General features: G+C 53.9%; 16 protein-coding genes. All 16 read left to right on the top strand.

Annotated elements, in window-relative coordinates; translation table 11 throughout:
* Nucleotides 1-166: 166 nt before the first annotated feature.
* Nucleotides 167-1,171 carry a protein-methionine-sulfoxide reductase catalytic subunit MsrP gene (gene msrP, locus ACSZO1_RS00595; protein ID WP_437608477.1) on the top strand — a complete coding sequence of 335 codons (1,005 nt, stop codon included), beginning with the start codon at nt 167-169 and terminating at the stop codon, nt 1,169-1,171.
* Entirely contained in the window at nt 1,172-1,780 is a 609-nt protein-coding gene (gene msrQ / locus ACSZO1_RS00590; RefSeq protein ID WP_437608475.1) for a protein-methionine-sulfoxide reductase heme-binding subunit MsrQ, read from the top strand.
* A 229-nt stretch (nt 1,781-2,009) separates the two neighbouring features.
* The gene (gene aroQ / locus ACSZO1_RS00585) at nt 2,010-2,462 is read left to right on the top strand and encodes a type II 3-dehydroquinate dehydratase (protein ID WP_437608473.1); all 453 of its coding nucleotides are present in this window, start codon (nt 2,010-2,012) and stop codon (nt 2,460-2,462) included.
* A 21-nt stretch (nt 2,463-2,483) separates the two neighbouring features.
* Entirely contained in the window at nt 2,484-2,954 is a 471-nt protein-coding gene (accB, locus tag ACSZO1_RS00580; protein ID WP_437608471.1) for an acetyl-CoA carboxylase biotin carboxyl carrier protein, read from the top strand.
* Between the two features lie 11 nt (nt 2,955-2,965).
* Nucleotides 2,966-4,312, top strand: coding sequence for an acetyl-CoA carboxylase biotin carboxylase subunit (gene accC, locus ACSZO1_RS00575; protein WP_437608470.1), 1,347 nt, complete (start codon nt 2,966-2,968; stop codon nt 4,310-4,312).
* Nucleotides 4,313-4,414: 102 nt separating this feature from the next.
* Nucleotides 4,415-4,657, top strand: a complete 243-nt coding sequence (locus ACSZO1_RS00570) for a YhdT family protein (protein ID WP_437608468.1) — start codon at nt 4,415-4,417, stop codon at nt 4,655-4,657.
* On the top strand, nt 4,641-6,098 hold the full coding sequence (panF, locus tag ACSZO1_RS00565) for a sodium/pantothenate symporter (RefSeq protein ID WP_437608466.1): 1,458 nt from the start codon (nt 4,641-4,643) through the stop codon (nt 6,096-6,098). Before ACSZO1_RS00570 ends, panF begins: the two co-directional genes overlap by 17 nt.
* Before the next feature lie 14 nt (nt 6,099-6,112).
* Complete coding sequence (gene prmA / locus ACSZO1_RS00560) at nt 6,113-6,994, top strand: 50S ribosomal protein L11 methyltransferase (RefSeq protein WP_437608464.1); 882 nt, start codon at nt 6,113-6,115, stop codon at nt 6,992-6,994.
* A gap of 373 nt (nt 6,995-7,367) precedes the next feature.
* Nucleotides 7,368-8,333, top strand: coding sequence for a tRNA dihydrouridine synthase DusB (dusB, locus tag ACSZO1_RS00555; RefSeq protein WP_437608462.1), 966 nt, complete (start codon nt 7,368-7,370; stop codon nt 8,331-8,333).
* Between the two features lie 24 nt (nt 8,334-8,357).
* A complete protein-coding gene (fis, locus tag ACSZO1_RS00550; protein WP_000462905.1) occupies nt 8,358-8,654 on the top strand; it encodes a DNA-binding transcriptional regulator Fis in 297 nt (98 codons plus the stop codon).
* A gap of 418 nt (nt 8,655-9,072) precedes the next feature.
* Entirely contained in the window at nt 9,073-10,002 is a 930-nt protein-coding gene (gene lpxP / locus ACSZO1_RS00545) for a kdo(2)-lipid IV(A) palmitoleoyltransferase (RefSeq protein ID WP_437608460.1), read from the top strand.
* A gap of 340 nt (nt 10,003-10,342) precedes the next feature.
* The gene (locus ACSZO1_RS00540; RefSeq protein WP_437608458.1) at nt 10,343-11,368 is read left to right on the top strand and encodes an amino acid ABC transporter substrate-binding protein; all 1,026 of its coding nucleotides are present in this window, start codon (nt 10,343-10,345) and stop codon (nt 11,366-11,368) included.
* A 69-nt stretch (nt 11,369-11,437) separates the two neighbouring features.
* Nucleotides 11,438-12,616: an amino acid ABC transporter permease gene (locus tag ACSZO1_RS00535; RefSeq protein WP_437608456.1), complete on the top strand. Its 1,179-nt coding sequence runs from the start codon at nt 11,438-11,440 to the stop codon at nt 12,614-12,616.
* A gap of 15 nt (nt 12,617-12,631) precedes the next feature.
* Entirely contained in the window at nt 12,632-13,732 is a 1,101-nt protein-coding gene (locus ACSZO1_RS00530; protein WP_437608454.1) for an amino acid ABC transporter permease, read from the top strand.
* Between the two features lie 8 nt (nt 13,733-13,740).
* Complete coding sequence (locus ACSZO1_RS00525; protein ID WP_437608452.1) at nt 13,741-14,502, top strand: amino acid ABC transporter ATP-binding protein; 762 nt, start codon at nt 13,741-13,743, stop codon at nt 14,500-14,502.
* Between the two features lie 117 nt (nt 14,503-14,619).
* The gene (locus ACSZO1_RS00520; RefSeq protein ID WP_437608450.1) at nt 14,620-14,988 is read left to right on the top strand and encodes a VOC family protein; all 369 of its coding nucleotides are present in this window, start codon (nt 14,620-14,622) and stop codon (nt 14,986-14,988) included.
* Nucleotides 14,989-15,114 lie beyond the last annotated feature (126 nt).

Here is a 15,114-nt window from a genome sequence, read left to right as displayed (position 1 = left end):
CCATTTTATGGGGGAGGGGATCTTGATCGGCGACGCCATCACCCTCAGTATCTCGCTCCACCAGAAACCCTGCCCGGAAATACTCTTTTGCAGCTTAATCCTCGCTAACTTTCACCGCCTGTATCATGCTGAATACAGTCCCATCTTTGTCTGAGCGAGCATACTGATGAAGCCTGTCACCAAACTGACCGAAGCCGATGTCACCCCGGAAGCCGTCTTTAACCAGCGCCGTCGTGAAATACTGAAAACCCTTGGCCTGAGTGCCGCCACACTAGCTCTGCCGGGCATGGCGCATGCTGACCTGCTTTCCTGGTTTAAAGGCAACAACCGCCCACCCGCTCCGGCGGGCAAAGTGCTCGACTTCAGTAAACCGGCACAATGGCAGGCCGACCTGCCACTGACACCGGAAGACAAAGTCAGCGGTTATAACAACTTCTATGAATTTGGCCTCGATAAAGCCGATCCTGCCGCCAACGCCGGTTCGCTGAAAACGGATAACTGGAAAATCCGTATCGAAGGTGAAGTGGCAAAACCCCTGACGCTGGATATGGACGACATCTTTAAGCGTTTCCCGCTCGAACAGCGCATTTATCGCATGCGCTGCGTCGAAGCCTGGTCAATGGTGATCCCGTGGGTCGGTTTTGAACTGGGTAAACTGCTGCAGGCAGCCGAACCCACCAGCAACGCCCGCTATGTCGCCTTCCAGACCATTTATGCCCCGGACCAGATGCCCGGACAACAGGACCGCTTTATTGGCGGCGGGCTGGAATACCCGTATGTCGAGGGTCTGCGCCTCGATGAAGCGATGCACCCGCTCACCCTGCTGACCACCGGCGTCTACGGTAAAGCGTTGCCGCCGCAAAACGGCGCGCCAATCCGCCTGACGGTGCCGTGGAAATATGGCTTTAAAGGCATTAAATCGATCGTCAGCATCAAACTGACGCGTGAACAGCCGCCCACTACCTGGAATCAATCTGCGCCGAACGAGTACGGATTTTACGCCAACGTGAATCCTCACGTTGATCACCCGCGCTGGTCGCAGGCCACCGAGCGTTTTATTGGTTCCGGCGGCATTCTGGACGTCAAACGTCAGCCCACCCTGCTGTTTAATGGCTATGCTGAACAGGTAGCATCGCTGTATCACGGACTGGATTTGCGGGAGAATTACTGAGTGCGCCTGACGCTAAAACAGATCACTGGGCTGAAAGTACTGCTGCATCTTGCTGCCTTTTTGCCACTATTATGGCTGTTTCTCGCCATCGACCAGGGCTGGCTCAGCGCCGACCCGGTGAAAGATATCCAGCATTTTACCGGCAGAATGGCGTTAAAACTGCTGCTGGCGACACTGCTGGTGACACCGCTGACCCGCCTGCTGAAACAGCCTCTGCTGATCCGTACGCGGCGGTTACTGGGGCTGTGGTGCTTTGCCTGGGCGACGCTGCATCTGTGCAGCTACGCCACGCTGGAGCTGGCACTGAACAACCTGAACCTGCTGGGCGCAGAGCTGGTCAGCCGCCCTTATCTGACGCTCGGTATGATTAGCTGGCTGTTATTGCTGGCACTGGCGGTCACCTCACTGCAACGCGCGCAGCGCAAATTAGGCAGCCGCTGGCAAACGCTGCACAACTTTATCTATCTTGTCGCGATCCTCGCACCGATTCACTATCTCTGGTCAGTCAAGATCCTGTCGCCACAACCCGTCATTTACGCCGCAATTGCGCTGATCCTGCTGGCATGGCGTTACCGGAAAATACGTAAATGGTTCGCGAAGTCGCCGTGAAGAGTGCGTGTTACTCCGCAGATCTGTCATCAACTGGCTGGCTTTTCCTGCGTATGGTTGAAAATCTTCGCTGATAAGACCAGTATTTAGCTGCTAATTGTCACGAAATCGTTATAATGCCGAACTTTGGTGACAATGCGACGCCAAATTTCACCGTGAAAAAGTGACAAATGGGTTTTCACAAGGTATTTTACGCGTTGCCTAAATTATCGCAGGAGATAGCAGCAAGATGGCAGACAAATTTCATATCCTGCTTCTGAACGGTCCGAACCTGAATCTGCTGGGCACACGCGAGCCAGAGAAGTACGGAAAGACCACATTAGCGGACGTTGTCAGCGATCTGACCTGTCAGGCTGAAGCGCTGAATGCTAAACTCAGCCATCTCCAGTCCAATGCGGAACATGTGTTAATTGATCGCATTCACCAGGCAAAAGACAATGTCGATTATATCGTCATCAACCCGGCGGCATTCACTCATACCAGCGTGGCGTTACGTGACGCATTGCTGGCGGTGAGCATTCCGTTTATCGAAGTGCATCTCACCAATGTGCATGCCCGCGAGCCTTTTCGCCACCACTCATATCTGTCTGATATTTCTGCAGGTGTAATTTGTGGACTCGGTGTCGACGGTTACTCCTGGGCTTTACAAACGGCAGTAAAACGCCTGTCAAATTCTAATTAAACAGAGTACGGAACCACACTCATGGATATTCGTAAGATTAAAAAACTGATCGAACTGGTTGAAGAATCAGGCATCGCTGAACTGGAAATCTCTGAAGGCGAAGAGTCTGTTCGTATCAGCCGTGCACCTGCCAATACTGGCTACCCGATGATGCCGCAGGTGTATGCTGCGCCAGCACCACAGCCAGCTCTGGCGGCAGCCGTCGCGCCTGCAGCAGCAGCGCCAGCAGCTGCGGCACCTGCCGCTGCTGAGATCAGTGGCCACATCGTACGCTCCCCAATGGTCGGTACCTTCTACCGTACACCAAGCCCGGATGCGAAAGCCTTCGTGGAAGTGGGCCAGAAAGTGAATGCAGGCGATACCCTGTGCATCGTTGAAGCGATGAAAATGATGAACCAGATCGAAGCCGACAAATCCGGCACTGTGAAAGCGATCCTGGTTGAAAGCGGCCAGCCTGTTGAATTTGACGAGCCGCTGGTAGTCATCGAATAACGAGGCGAACCATGCTGGATAAAATTGTAATTGCTAACCGTGGTGAGATCGCGCTGCGCATTCTGCGTGCCTGTAAAGAACTGGGCATCAAGACTGTTGCGGTACACTCCACTGCGGACCGCGACCTGAAACACGTACTGCTGGCTGACGAAACCGTGTGTATCGGTCCGGCACAGTCCGTAAAAAGCTACCTGAACATTCCTGCGCTGATCTCCGCCGCCGAAATTACTGGCGCGGTAGCGATTCACCCGGGATATGGCTTCCTGTCCGAAAATGCCGACTTTGCTGAGCAGGTTGAGCGTTCCGGCTTTATCTTTATCGGCCCGAAAGCTGACACTATCCGCCTGATGGGTGACAAAGTGTCCGCGATTACCGCGATGAAGAAAACCGGCGTACCTTGCGTGCCTGGTTCTGATGGCCCACTGACTGACGATATGGATAAGAACCGTGCTCACGGTAAACGTATCGGCTATCCGGTGATCATCAAAGCCTCCGGCGGCGGCGGCGGTCGTGGTATGCGCGTTGTGCGTAACGAGAAAGATCTGGAACAATCCATCAATATGACCCGTGCGGAAGCGAAAGCCGCTTTCAACAACGATATGGTCTATATGGAGAAGTATCTGGAAAACCCTCGCCACGTCGAGATCCAGGTTCTGGCTGACGGCCAGGGCAACGCTATCTATCTGGCGGAACGTGACTGCTCCATGCAGCGTCGTCACCAGAAAGTAGTGGAAGAAGCGCCAGCACCGGGCATCACCAGCGAAATGCGCCGCTACATCGGCGAGCGCTGTGCGAAAGCCTGTATCGATATTGGCTACCGTGGCGCAGGTACTTTCGAGTTCCTGTACGAAAACGGCGAGTTCTATTTCATCGAAATGAACACCCGTATTCAGGTAGAACACCCGGTGACCGAAATGATCACTGGCGTGGATCTGATCAAAGAGCAGCTGCGTATTGCTGCGGGTCAACCGCTGTCGATCAAACAGGAAGAAGTGAATATCAAAGGCCACGCGGTGGAATGCCGTATTAACGCCGAAGATCCGAACACCTTCCTGCCAAGCCCGGGTAAAATCACCCGCTTCCACGCGCCAGGCGGTTTTGGCGTGCGCTGGGAGTCTCATATCTACGCCGGTTACACTGTACCGCCGTACTATGACTCCATGATTGGCAAGCTGATCACTTACGGTGAAACCCGTGATGTGGCGATTGCGCGTATGAAGAACGCGCTGGCCGAGCTGATTATTGACGGCATTAAGACCAACGTCGAACTGCAGATGAAAATCATGTCCGACGAAAACTTCCATCATGGTGGCACTAACATCCACTATCTGGAGAAAAAACTCGGCCTGCAGGATTAATCATCCGGCAGTTGCCTGAGTGATAAAGGCCGGTCTGATCGACCGGCCTTTTTCTATTTACCCGCAGGGTAAATGTTGCTGGTTATCAGCTGAGGATAACTTATGGATGCACGTTTTGTGCAGGCACACAAAGAAGCATGCTGGTCAATCGTGCTGGCGGTTTGCTACCTCGCGACCTGGGTCGCCACCAGTTGGCTGGCGGGCAGCGAAACGGGCGTCAGCGGGCTACCGCGCTGGTTTGAAATCTCCTGCCTGTATGTCCCCGCGCTGTTTATTTTTCTCTGCTGGGTGATGATCCGCGGCGTGTTCCGCGATATCTCACTGGAGGATGACAGTGGAAATTGAAGTCATTCTGCCGTTAATCGGCTATCTGCTGCTGGTGGCCGGTTTATCCGTCTATGCCATGCGCAAACGCCGTGAAGGCTCATTTCTGAACGAATATTTTCTTGGTGGACGTTCGATGGGCGGCATCGTGCTGGCCATGACGCTCACCACCACCTATATCAGCGCCAGTTCCTTTATCGGTGGCCCGGGTGCCGCCTATAAATATGGTCTTGGCTGGGTGATGCTGTCGATGGTGCAGGTGCCGGCCGTCTGGCTGGCGCTCGGCGTGCTGGGCAAAAAATTCGCCATTCTGGCGCGCCGCTACAATGCCGTGACGCTGAACGATATGCTGTACGCCCGTTACGGCAGCCCGCTGCTGGTCTGGCTGGCCAGTCTGAGCCTGCTGGTTGCCTTTATCGGCGCGATGACGGTGCAGTTTATCGGCGGCGCGCGTCTGCTGGAAACCGCCGCCGGTATTCCTTATGACGCCGGGTTGCTGATTTTCGGCCTGACCATTGCGTTGTACACCGCATTCGGCGGCTTCCGTGCCAGTGTGCTGAACGATACCATGCAGGGGATGGTGATGCTGGCAGGTACTTTCCTGCTGCTGTTTGCCGTGATCCACGCAGCGGGTGGTATGCATGCGGCGGTGGAAAAGCTGCAGCAGATCGACCCGCGCCTGCTGGAACCACACGGCGTGGATAATATTATTCATCCGGCGTTCCTCAGCTCGTTTGCCGTGCTGGTGTGCTTTGGCGTGATTGGTCTGCCGCATACGGCGGTGCGCTGCATCTCGTACAAAGACAGCAAAGCGGTACATCGCGGCATGATTATCGGCACCATCGTGGTGACTATCCTGATGCTGGGTATGCACCTGGCGGGTGCGCTGGGCCGTGCCATCGTGCCGGACCTGAAAATCCCCGACCAGGTGGTGCCGACGCTGATGATCACCGTCCTGCCGCCGTTTGCCGCCGGGATCTTCCTTGCCGCGCCGATGGCATCGATCATGTCGACCATTAACGCCAAACTGCTACAATCTTCCGCAACGATCGTCAAAGATCTGTTTCTGCGTGTCCGTCCGCAGCAGATCAGCAATGAGCCGCTGCTGAAACGCATGTCCGGTATCATCACACTGTTGCTGGCGGTGTTGCTGCTGCTGGCGGCGCGTCATCCGCCGGATATGATTATCTGGCTCAACCTGCTGGCGTTCGGCGGGCTGGAAGCGGTCTTCCTCTGGCCACTGGTGCTGGGGCTGTACTGGGAGAAAGCCAATGCCGCAGGTGCGCTGAGCGGTATGATTGTCGGCGCTGTCGTCTATGTTGCACTGGCAAGTTTCAATATTCAGTGGCAGGGCTTCCATCCGATTGTCCCTGCCCTATTGCTGAGCCTGATCGCCTTTGTGATCGGTAATCTGTTTGGTCGCCCGGCGTCGCAGCCGGACGATGCCACAACCCCTGTTTGAGTAAGAGAATCGCTATGCCATGGATACAAATCAAGATTAACACCACGGGTGACAATGCCGAGGCACTGAGCGATGCATTGATGGATCAGGGTGCGGTCTCCGTGACCTTCCAGGATACCCATGACAACCCGGTATTCGAACCACTGCCTGGCGAAACGCTGCTGTGGGGTGATACCGATGTGATTGGCCTGTTCGACGCCGAAACCGAGATGGATGTGGTGGTGGCAGGCCTGCAGCACCATCCACTACTGGGTGAAGGCTTCCACCATAAAATCGAGCAGATCGAAGATAAAGACTGGGAACGTGAGTGGATGGATAACTTCCACCCGATGCGTTTCGGTGAGCGCCTGTGGATCTGCCCGAGCTGGCGCGATGTGCCAGATCCCAATGCCGTGAATGTGATGCTGGACCCAGGTCTGGCATTTGGCACCGGTACGCACCCAACGACGGCGTTGTGCCTGGCGTGGCTGGATGGGTTAGATCTGCAGGGTAAAACCGTGATCGACTTCGGCTGCGGCTCCGGCATCCTGGCGATTGCCGCGCTGAAACTGGGCGCGGCGCAGGCCATCGGCATTGATATCGATCCTCAGGCGATCCAGGCCAGCCGTGATAACGCTGAACGTAATGGCGTTTCGGATCGTCTGTCGCTGTATCTGCCACAGCAGCAACCGGACAATCTGTCGGCGGATGTGGTTGTCGCCAATATCCTTGCCGGCCCGCTGCGTGAGCTGGCACCGCTGATTGGCGTGCTGCCGAAGCAGGGTGGTCACCTGGGTCTCTCCGGTGTACTGGCCAGCCAGGCGGAAAGCGTATGTGAAGCCTATGCGGATAAATTCACCCTCGATCCGGTTGCGGAAAAAGAGGAGTGGTGCCGCATTACCGGTATCCGCAAGTAACAGAGATCGGTGGGCTAAGAAAGCGCTTCTTAGCCCAGGGTAAAGCAGGTAATCAGAGAGGGTTGTGAAGTCGCACGACTGTTGCTTTTTTACACTACCACAACCCCCTCTCGCTGCCCGGATATCATGTTTATCGCGCTTTACGGCGTGATTTATGTTGTTATCTGGCTCACAAAAAAAGAAAAAACTTTGTACACAATTTCGTCTTTATTTTTTAACTTGTTGTATGTAAAAGGAAAATATTAGTCAGCTAACCTCCTGAGCACTATTCCCTGCACATTCTCAGCGAATTGTTCAAAGTTTGGCCTTTCATCTTCGTTAAAAAATGCGTAATATACGCCGCCTTGCGAACATATATGGTCACTTCTTTTTCATGCGCATAGGACAACACCAGCTCCGTAATCGACTGATCGCCGCGCCAATGGCCGGGATTACCGACAGACCTTTCAGGACACTCTGTCACGAGATGGGAGCCGGGATGACCGTGTCGGAGATGTTATCGTCAAACCCTGAAGTCTGGGCCAGCGATAAGTCCCGTTTGCGTATGGTACACAGTGATGAGCCCGGGATCCGCACCGTGCAAATAGCCGGATGCGACCCTGATGAGATGGCAGAAGCCGCGCGTTTTAATGCGCAGTCTGGCGCGCAAATCATCGATATCAACATGGGCTGTCCGGCCAAAAAAGTGAATCGCAAGATGGCGGGATCGGCATTGTTGCAATACCCTGAGTTGGTACAGTCCATCCTCTCAGCGGTAGTGAATGCTGTAGACGTTCCCGTGATCTTAAAGATTCGCACCGGCTGGGATACAGATAATCGCAATTGCGTAGAGATTGCCCAATTGGCTGAACGTTGTGGTATTCAGGCCCTGACAATACATGGACGCACACGCGCCTGTTTGTTCAACGGCAATGCTGAATATGACAGCATTCGGACAGTTAAGCAGAACGTTTCCATTCCGGTTATCGCGAATGGAGACATTACTGACCCGCATAAAGCCAGAGCGGTGCTCGACTATACGGGGGCTGATGCCCTGATGATAGGCCGCGCTGCTCAGGGAAGACCGTGGATCTTCCGGGAAATCCAGCATTATCTGGACACAGGGGAGCTGCTGCCACCCATGCCACTGGCAGAGGTGAAGCACTTGCTCATCGGACACATACGGGAACTGCACGACTTTTATGGTGCGCGCAAGGGATACCGTATTGCCCGGAAGCACGTGTCCTGGTATCTCCAGGAGCACGCCCCGAACGACCAGTTTCGGCGCACATTCAACGCCATTGAGGATGCCAGCGAACAGCTGGAGGCGTTGGAGGCATACTTCGAAAAACTTGCCTAATAGAAATAAAGAGCTGACAGAACTATGTTCGAACAACGCGTAAATTCTGACGTACTGACCGTATCTACCGTAAACTCACAGGATCAGGTTACCCAAAAGCCTCTGCGTGATTCGGTCAAACAGGCACTGAAGAACTATTTTGCTCAACTGAATGGTCAGGATGTGAATGACCTGTATGAGCTGGTACTGGCTGAAGTAGAACAGCCTCTGTTGGACATGGTGATGCAGTACACCCGTGGCAACCAGACCCGTGCAGCACTGATGATGGGTATCAACCGCGGTACACTGCGTAAGAAACTGAAAAAATACGGCATGAACTGATTTTATCAGTAACCCTGCCGGATAAGGGCGCCACTGTCTGCAGACAGCGCGCCCTTTTCTTTTTCCCTCCCGCCCTGCCTCTCTTTATGCTGCGGTCAGCCGCAGGTTCAGCCAGCACTGGTTTCTGCGCCTGTCGATGATAAAAAATAACCAGTTCCGCTAATCTTTTTCATCATCAAGCCATAAAAAAAGCGCATAATAGCGGCTTAAAGCAAGGCGTGACTGCTCAGGATTGCGCCTTTTTTATGCCTGTCTGCCGTCGGATATTGCTGAAAGTGTAAAAAAACAGCAAAATCGCCAACTTTCAGGCTTCAGGGATGTCAGACGTTCTGAACCAGGACCATGGAATACTGTTCCCTCCTCCCGGGGTAACACGATTTATACGCAATATATTGATAGCAAAGATAACGAGAACATGATGAAAAAAGCAAAAGTGTCACCGGTGTTCACGCGCGATCTGCTCCATCCGCGCTACTGGCTGACCTGGGCGGGATTAGGCCTGCTTTTCCTTCTGGTCCAGTTGCCTTTTCCACTACTGGAAAAACTGGGTACCTGGATGGGACGCACCTCAATGCGTTTTCTGCCGCGCCGGGTCAGGATCGCCCGCCGCAATCTGCAACTCTGCTTCCCTGATTTGCCACAGGATGTGCTGGAACAGCGCATTATCAGTAATTTCGAATCGCTGGGAATGGGATTACTGGAAACTGGTATGGCCTGGTTCTGGCCGGAGCGCCGCGTTAAGCGCTGGTTTACCGTTAATGGTCTGCATAATCTGCAGCAGGCGAAAAAAGACCAGCGTGGCGTGCTGATTATTGGTGTTCATTTTATGTCGCTGGAACTCGGTGGCCGCACCATGGGGATCTGTCAGCCAATGATGGCCATGTACCGCCCGCATAATAATAAGCTGATGGAGTGGGTGCAGACCAAAGGGCGTATGCGCTCCAATAAAGCGATGATCAACCGCCGTGACTTGCGTGGGATGGTCGGTGCGCTGAAAAAAGGCGAAGCGGTATGGTTCGCACCGGACCAGGATTACGGCCCGAAAGGCAGTGTGTTCGCGCCACTGTTTGCCGTTCCCCAGGCCGCAACGACCAGCGGAACCTATATGCTGGCACGCATGGCGAAACCGGCCATGGTCACCGTAGTGCTGATTCGCAAAGAAGACGGCAGTGGTTACGAACTGGTGATCCAGCCAGAGCTGCAGGGCTACCCGTTAGAAGATGAACAACAGGCCGCCGCGTGGATGAATAAAGTGATTGAGCGTGAAATCATGCGCGCGCCAAACCAGTATATGTGGCTGCACCGCCGCTTTAAAACCCGGCCAGCAGGCGCTGCTTCCCTCTATTAATCCCCCCGCTTTTCTGCCAGCCCGTGAAGTAAAACTCGCGGGCTTTTTACTTTCCCCCCGTAATAATTGCGGGTGCGGTCACATTGCTTCGCGATAGTGAAACTATTTGCACTATTTATGATCGGCTCGACTGGCTTTGCCTCAGTTTGGTGCGCGATTATTAGGCAAACTTTCTTTGCCAACCCGATTATTAACATCTCTTTTCACAGAATTCAGGACCCTGCAATTCTGGCATTACCTTTGCAAAGTCGTGAATGGCTATACGCCGCAGACAGGAAAAAGTGCACTACAACAAAGCGCACTATCTATAAAAAAACAATCACGCCACACAGGATGCTTTATGAACAAGATGATGCTTTCCACTCTGGTTGCCACTGCAGCACTGTTCGCAGTCGCTAATCAGGCTCATGCGGGTACCACACTGGACGCCATTAAAAAGAAAGGTTTTGTGCAGTGCGGTATTAGCGACGGTTTGCCAGGCTTCTCTTATGCAGATGCCAGCGGTAAATTTACCGGTCTGGATGTAGACATTTGTCGCGCAACAGCTGCAGCCGTCTTCGGCGATGCCAGCAAAGTAAAATACACCCCACTGACCGCGAAAGAGCGTTTCACTGCGCTGCAGTCCGGTGAAGTGGACATCCTCTCTCGTAACACCACCTGGACCTCCTCACGCGACGGCGGCATGGGCTTTATGTTTTCCGGTGTTAACTACTACGACGGTATCGGCTTCCTGACTCACCACACGACCGATCTGAAGAGCGCGAAAGAGCTGGATGGCGCAACCGTTTGTATTCAGGCCGGTACTGATACCGAACTGAACGTGGCTGACTACTTCAAAGCCAACAAAATGCAGTATACCCCGGTAACGTTCGACCGCTCTGACGAATCCGCGAAAGCGCTGGACAGCGGCCGTTGCGATACGCTGGCTTCCGACCAGTCTCAGCTGTATGCGCTGCGCATTAAACTGGGCAAACCAAACGAATTTACCGTACTGCCGGAAGTGATCTCGAAAGAGCCGCTGGGTCCGGTGGTGCGTCGCGGTGATGATGACTGGTTCACCATTGTGAAATGGTCATTTAACGCCATGCTGAATGCTGAAGAGATGGGTATTACCTCGAAAAACGTTGATCAGCTGGCCGCTAAACCGACCACGCCTGATATGGCTCACCTGTTAGGCGCTGAAGGTGACTTCGGTAAAGATCTGAAGCTCGACAACAAATGGGCTTACAACATCATCAAACAGGTTGGTAATTATCAGGAAAGCTTTGACCGTAACGTCGGTAAAGACAGTGCGCTGAAAATCGCACGTGGTCAGAACGCCCTGTGGAAAGATGGTGGTCTGCAATACGCTCCTCCAGTGCGCTAATTCCTACCGTATAACGGGGCGCCGCACGAGCGGCGCCCACGTCAGAGTTTTCGTTACTGAGGTTTCAACATGTCTCAACGCCCAACCGTCAAAAGGGATTTTTCATTCAGCAATCCTGCGGTGCGCGCATGGCTGTATCAGATTATCGCGATCGCCGCGGTTTTCATTATTGTCGGTTACCTGATCCACAATACGATAATTAACCTTGCCAGCCGTGGTATCACCTCCGGCTTTGACTTTCTTGACCGCAGCGCCGGTTTTGGTATCGTCCAGCACCTGATTGATTATTCAGAAGGGGATACCTATGCACGCGTGTTTCTGGTCGGCCTGACCAATACGCTGCTGGTTTCTGCGCTCTGTATCGTTTTTGCTTCTGTCCTTGGCTTTGTTATCGGTCTGGCGCGCCTGTCAGATAACTGGCTGTTGCGGAAAATATCCAATATCTATATCGAAATCTTCCGTAATATCCCGCCATTACTGCAGATCTTCTTCTGGTATTTTGCCGTATTACGCAACCTGCCTGGACCACGTGATGCACTGAATGCCTTCGATATCGCTTTTGTCAGCAACCGTGGCCTCTATATCCCGTGGCCGGAATATGCACCGGGTACCGTGCCGTTCCTGGTCGCGCTGCTGCTGGCTGTTATCGCCAGCGTGGCTCTGTTCCGCTTCAACCGGACACACCAGTTAAAAACCGGTCAGCTGCGTCGTACCTGGCCCATCGCACTGGCGCTGCTGATTGGGCTGCCACTGCTGGCAAACCTGTTCTTCGGCGTGGCAACGCACTGGGATGTCCCTGAACTGCGTGGCTTCAACTTCCGTGGCGGTTTCGCCCTGATCCCAGAGCTGGCGGCGTTAACCCTCGCGCTGTCGATTTATACCTCGTCGTTTATCGCCGAAGTGATTCGCTCGGGTATTCAGTCGGTCCCACATGGTCAGCATGAAGCCGCACGCTCGCTGGGATTGCCGAATCCGGTCACACTGCGCCAGGTCATCATCCCACAGGCGATGCGCGTGATTATTCCACCGCTGACCAGCCAGTACCTGAATATCGTGAAAAACTCCTCGCTGGCAGCCGCGATTGGTTATCCGGATATGGTATCGCTGTTTGCCGGAACCGTGCTGAATCAGACCGGTCAGGCTATTGAGACGATTGCCATCACCATGGCGGTCTACCTGATTATTAGCCTGTCGATTTCGCTGTTAATGAATATCTACAACCGCAAAATCGCGCTGGTTGAGCGTTAAGAGAACGGTAATTTTATGACGATAAGTACACACGAAACCGCCCCGGCCAGCACCAACGCCTTCGCGCGTGCAGTGCTCTGGGCACGAAAAAATCTGTTCTCCAGCTGGTTTAACTCCGTGCTGACACTGCTGTGCCTGTGGATTATCTGCACCGCAATTCCACCGGCACTCAACTGGCTGATCTTTCAGGCTAACTGGCAGGGGGAAACCCGCGCAGACTGCACTAAAGAAGGCGCCTGCTGGGTGTTTATCCATGCCCGCTTTGGCCAGTTTATGTATGGGCTTTACCCCCATGAACTGCGCTGGCGCATTAACCTGGCGCTGGTGATTGGCCTGCTGTCGATCATTCCGATGTTTATCAAAAGTATGCCGCGTCGTGGCCGCTATATCGCCGTCTGGGCGGTGGCCTATCCGATCACGGTATGGCTGCTGCTGTATGGTGGTTATTTTGGCCTGGAGCGGGTGGAAACCCGCCAGTGGGGTGGTCTGACGCTGACGCTGATTATCGCGTCCGTGGGGATTGCCGGCGCACTGCCGTTAGGCATCCTGCTGGCACTGGGGCGCCGCTCACGCATGCCGGTGCTGCGTTCGCTGTCAGTCATCTTTATTGAGTTCTGGCGCGGCGTACCGCTGATCACCGTTCTGTTTATGTCTTCGGTGATGTTACCGCTGTTTATGGCGGAAGGCACCACCATCGACAAACTGGTGCGCGCGCTGGTCGGGGTGATCCTGTTCCAGTCAGCCTATGTAGCAGAAGTGGTGCGTGGCGGCCTGCAGGCGCTGCCGAAAGGGCAATATGAAGCCGCGGAATCACTGGCACTGGGCTACTGGAAAACGCAGTTCCTGGTGATCCTGCCGCAGGCGCTGAAACTGGTCATTCCGGGGCTGGTGAATACCATCATCGCCCTGTTTAAAGATACCAGTCTGGTGATCATCATTGGTTTGTTTGATTTGTTCAGTAGTGTGCAGCAGGCAACCGTCGACCCCACCTGGCTGGGAATGTCGACCGAAGGTTATGTCTTTGCTGCACTGGTCTACTGGGTTTTCTGTTTTGGCATGTCGCGCTATAGCCAGCATCTGGAGAAGCGCTTCCACACCGGGCGTACACCGCACTGAGGTTTAAAATGACGCAATCTGTAATGAATTCTGACGACGCGATGATGATTACGCTCGAAAATGTCAACAAATGGTACGGGCAGTTCCATGTGCTGAAAGATATCAACCTGAAGGTGAAACCGCGCGAGCGCATCGTGTTATGCGGCCCATCCGGTTCGGGCAAATCCACCACCATCCGCTGTATTAACCATCTTGAAGAGCATCAGCAGGGGCGGATTATTGTCGATGGTACACTGCTGAATGATGACCTGCGCAATATCGAACGCGTGCGTACTGAAGTCGGCATGGTGTTCCAGCACTTTAACCTGTTCCCGCACCTGACAGTGCTGCAGAACTGTACGCTGGCACCGATTTGGGTGCGGAAATCCTCGAAGAAAGAGGCCGAGGAACTGGCAATGCACTACCTGCAGCGTGTGCGCATTGCTGAACATGCACATAAATTCCCGGGTCAGCTGTCCGGTGGACAGCAGCAGCGTGTCGCCATTGCTCGTTCACTGTGTATGAAACCGAAAATCATGCTGTTTGATGAGCCAACCTCGGCACTCGATCCGGAAATGGTGAAAGAAGTGCTGGATACCATGATTGGCCTGGCAGAAGATGGTATGACCATGCTGTGCGTAACCCATGAAATGGGCTTTGCCCGTACCGTGGCCGACCGGGTGATCTTTATGGATCGCGGTGAGATCGTCGAGGAGGCGCCACCGCAGGAGTTCTTCTCTAATCCTAAGTCTGAACGTACCCGTGCGTTTCTGTCGCAGGTTATTCACTAATCCTCTTAGCCCCGCCTGGCGGGGCTTTTTCTTCATCTTACCCGCTTCTCTCCTGCCACTTTCTGGCAGTCATGCCTGCTACGCTGCTCGTGAACATTCATCACTGGAGTCAGCACTATGCTTAATCCCAATTTGATCCTGCTTTACGTGGCAGATCCCTTACGCAGCAGCGAGTTTTACCAGCAATTACTTGGCTGTGCACCTGATGTGGCGCTACCAACATGGGCAGCCTTCTCCTTCGATAATGGACTGAATCTGGGGCTATGGTCGACCAGCGCGCGAGACTTTGTGTCGACAGGAAATGGCCACCGTGCAGAACTTTCTTTTATGGTGGCAGATGCAACGCGGGTTGAAGCACTCTATCAGCAGTGGCTGGCGCAGGACGTCACCATTGAACAGCCCCCATTTGATGCTGTGTTTGGCCGCACTTTTGTCGCACTGGACCCTGATGGTCACCGGTTACGTGTTTGCACGCCCGATGACTGATCCCTCCAAACGCAAAAAACCCCCAGCTTTCGCTAAGGGTTTTCGCTTGTTTGATGCCTGGCAGTTCCCTACTCTCGCATGGGGAGACCCCACACTACCATCGGCGCTACGGCGTTTCACTTCTGA

Origin of the sequence: Erwinia sp. V71, assembly GCF_965644245.1 — a bacterium.
GTDB lineage: Bacteria > Pseudomonadota > Gammaproteobacteria > Enterobacterales > Enterobacteriaceae > Erwinia.
The sequence above is the reverse complement of the archived record's forward strand: the minus strand, read 5'-3'. Positions and strand labels throughout refer to the sequence as shown.

Bases quoted from the DNA above. Each gene is read 5' to 3' on its own strand.
- msrP (WP_437608477.1), top strand. From the start codon at position 167: ATGAAGCCTGTCACCAAACTGACCGAAGCCGATGTCACCCCGGAAGCC.
- aroQ (WP_437608473.1), top strand. From the start codon at position 2,010: ATGGCAGACAAATTTCATATCCTGCTTCTGAACGGTCCGAACCTGAAT.
- accB (WP_437608471.1), top strand. From the start codon at position 2,484: ATGGATATTCGTAAGATTAAAAAACTGATCGAACTGGTTGAAGAATCA.
- accC (WP_437608470.1), top strand. From the start codon at position 2,966: ATGCTGGATAAAATTGTAATTGCTAACCGTGGTGAGATCGCGCTGCGC.
- ACSZO1_RS00570 (WP_437608468.1), top strand. From the start codon at position 4,415: ATGGATGCACGTTTTGTGCAGGCACACAAAGAAGCATGCTGGTCAATC.
- panF (WP_437608466.1), top strand. From the start codon at position 4,641: ATGACAGTGGAAATTGAAGTCATTCTGCCGTTAATCGGCTATCTGCTG.
- prmA (WP_437608464.1), top strand. From the start codon at position 6,113: ATGCCATGGATACAAATCAAGATTAACACCACGGGTGACAATGCCGAG.
- dusB (WP_437608462.1), top strand. From the start codon at position 7,368: ATGCGCATAGGACAACACCAGCTCCGTAATCGACTGATCGCCGCGCCA.
- fis (WP_000462905.1), top strand. From the start codon at position 8,358: ATGTTCGAACAACGCGTAAATTCTGACGTACTGACCGTATCTACCGTA.
- lpxP (WP_437608460.1), top strand. From the start codon at position 9,073: ATGAAAAAAGCAAAAGTGTCACCGGTGTTCACGCGCGATCTGCTCCAT.
- ACSZO1_RS00540 (WP_437608458.1), top strand. From the start codon at position 10,343: ATGAACAAGATGATGCTTTCCACTCTGGTTGCCACTGCAGCACTGTTC.
- ACSZO1_RS00535 (WP_437608456.1), top strand. From the start codon at position 11,438: ATGTCTCAACGCCCAACCGTCAAAAGGGATTTTTCATTCAGCAATCCT.
- ACSZO1_RS00530 (WP_437608454.1), top strand. From the start codon at position 12,632: ATGACGATAAGTACACACGAAACCGCCCCGGCCAGCACCAACGCCTTC.
- ACSZO1_RS00525 (WP_437608452.1), top strand. From the start codon at position 13,741: ATGACGCAATCTGTAATGAATTCTGACGACGCGATGATGATTACGCTC.
- ACSZO1_RS00520 (WP_437608450.1), top strand. From the start codon at position 14,620: ATGCTTAATCCCAATTTGATCCTGCTTTACGTGGCAGATCCCTTACGC.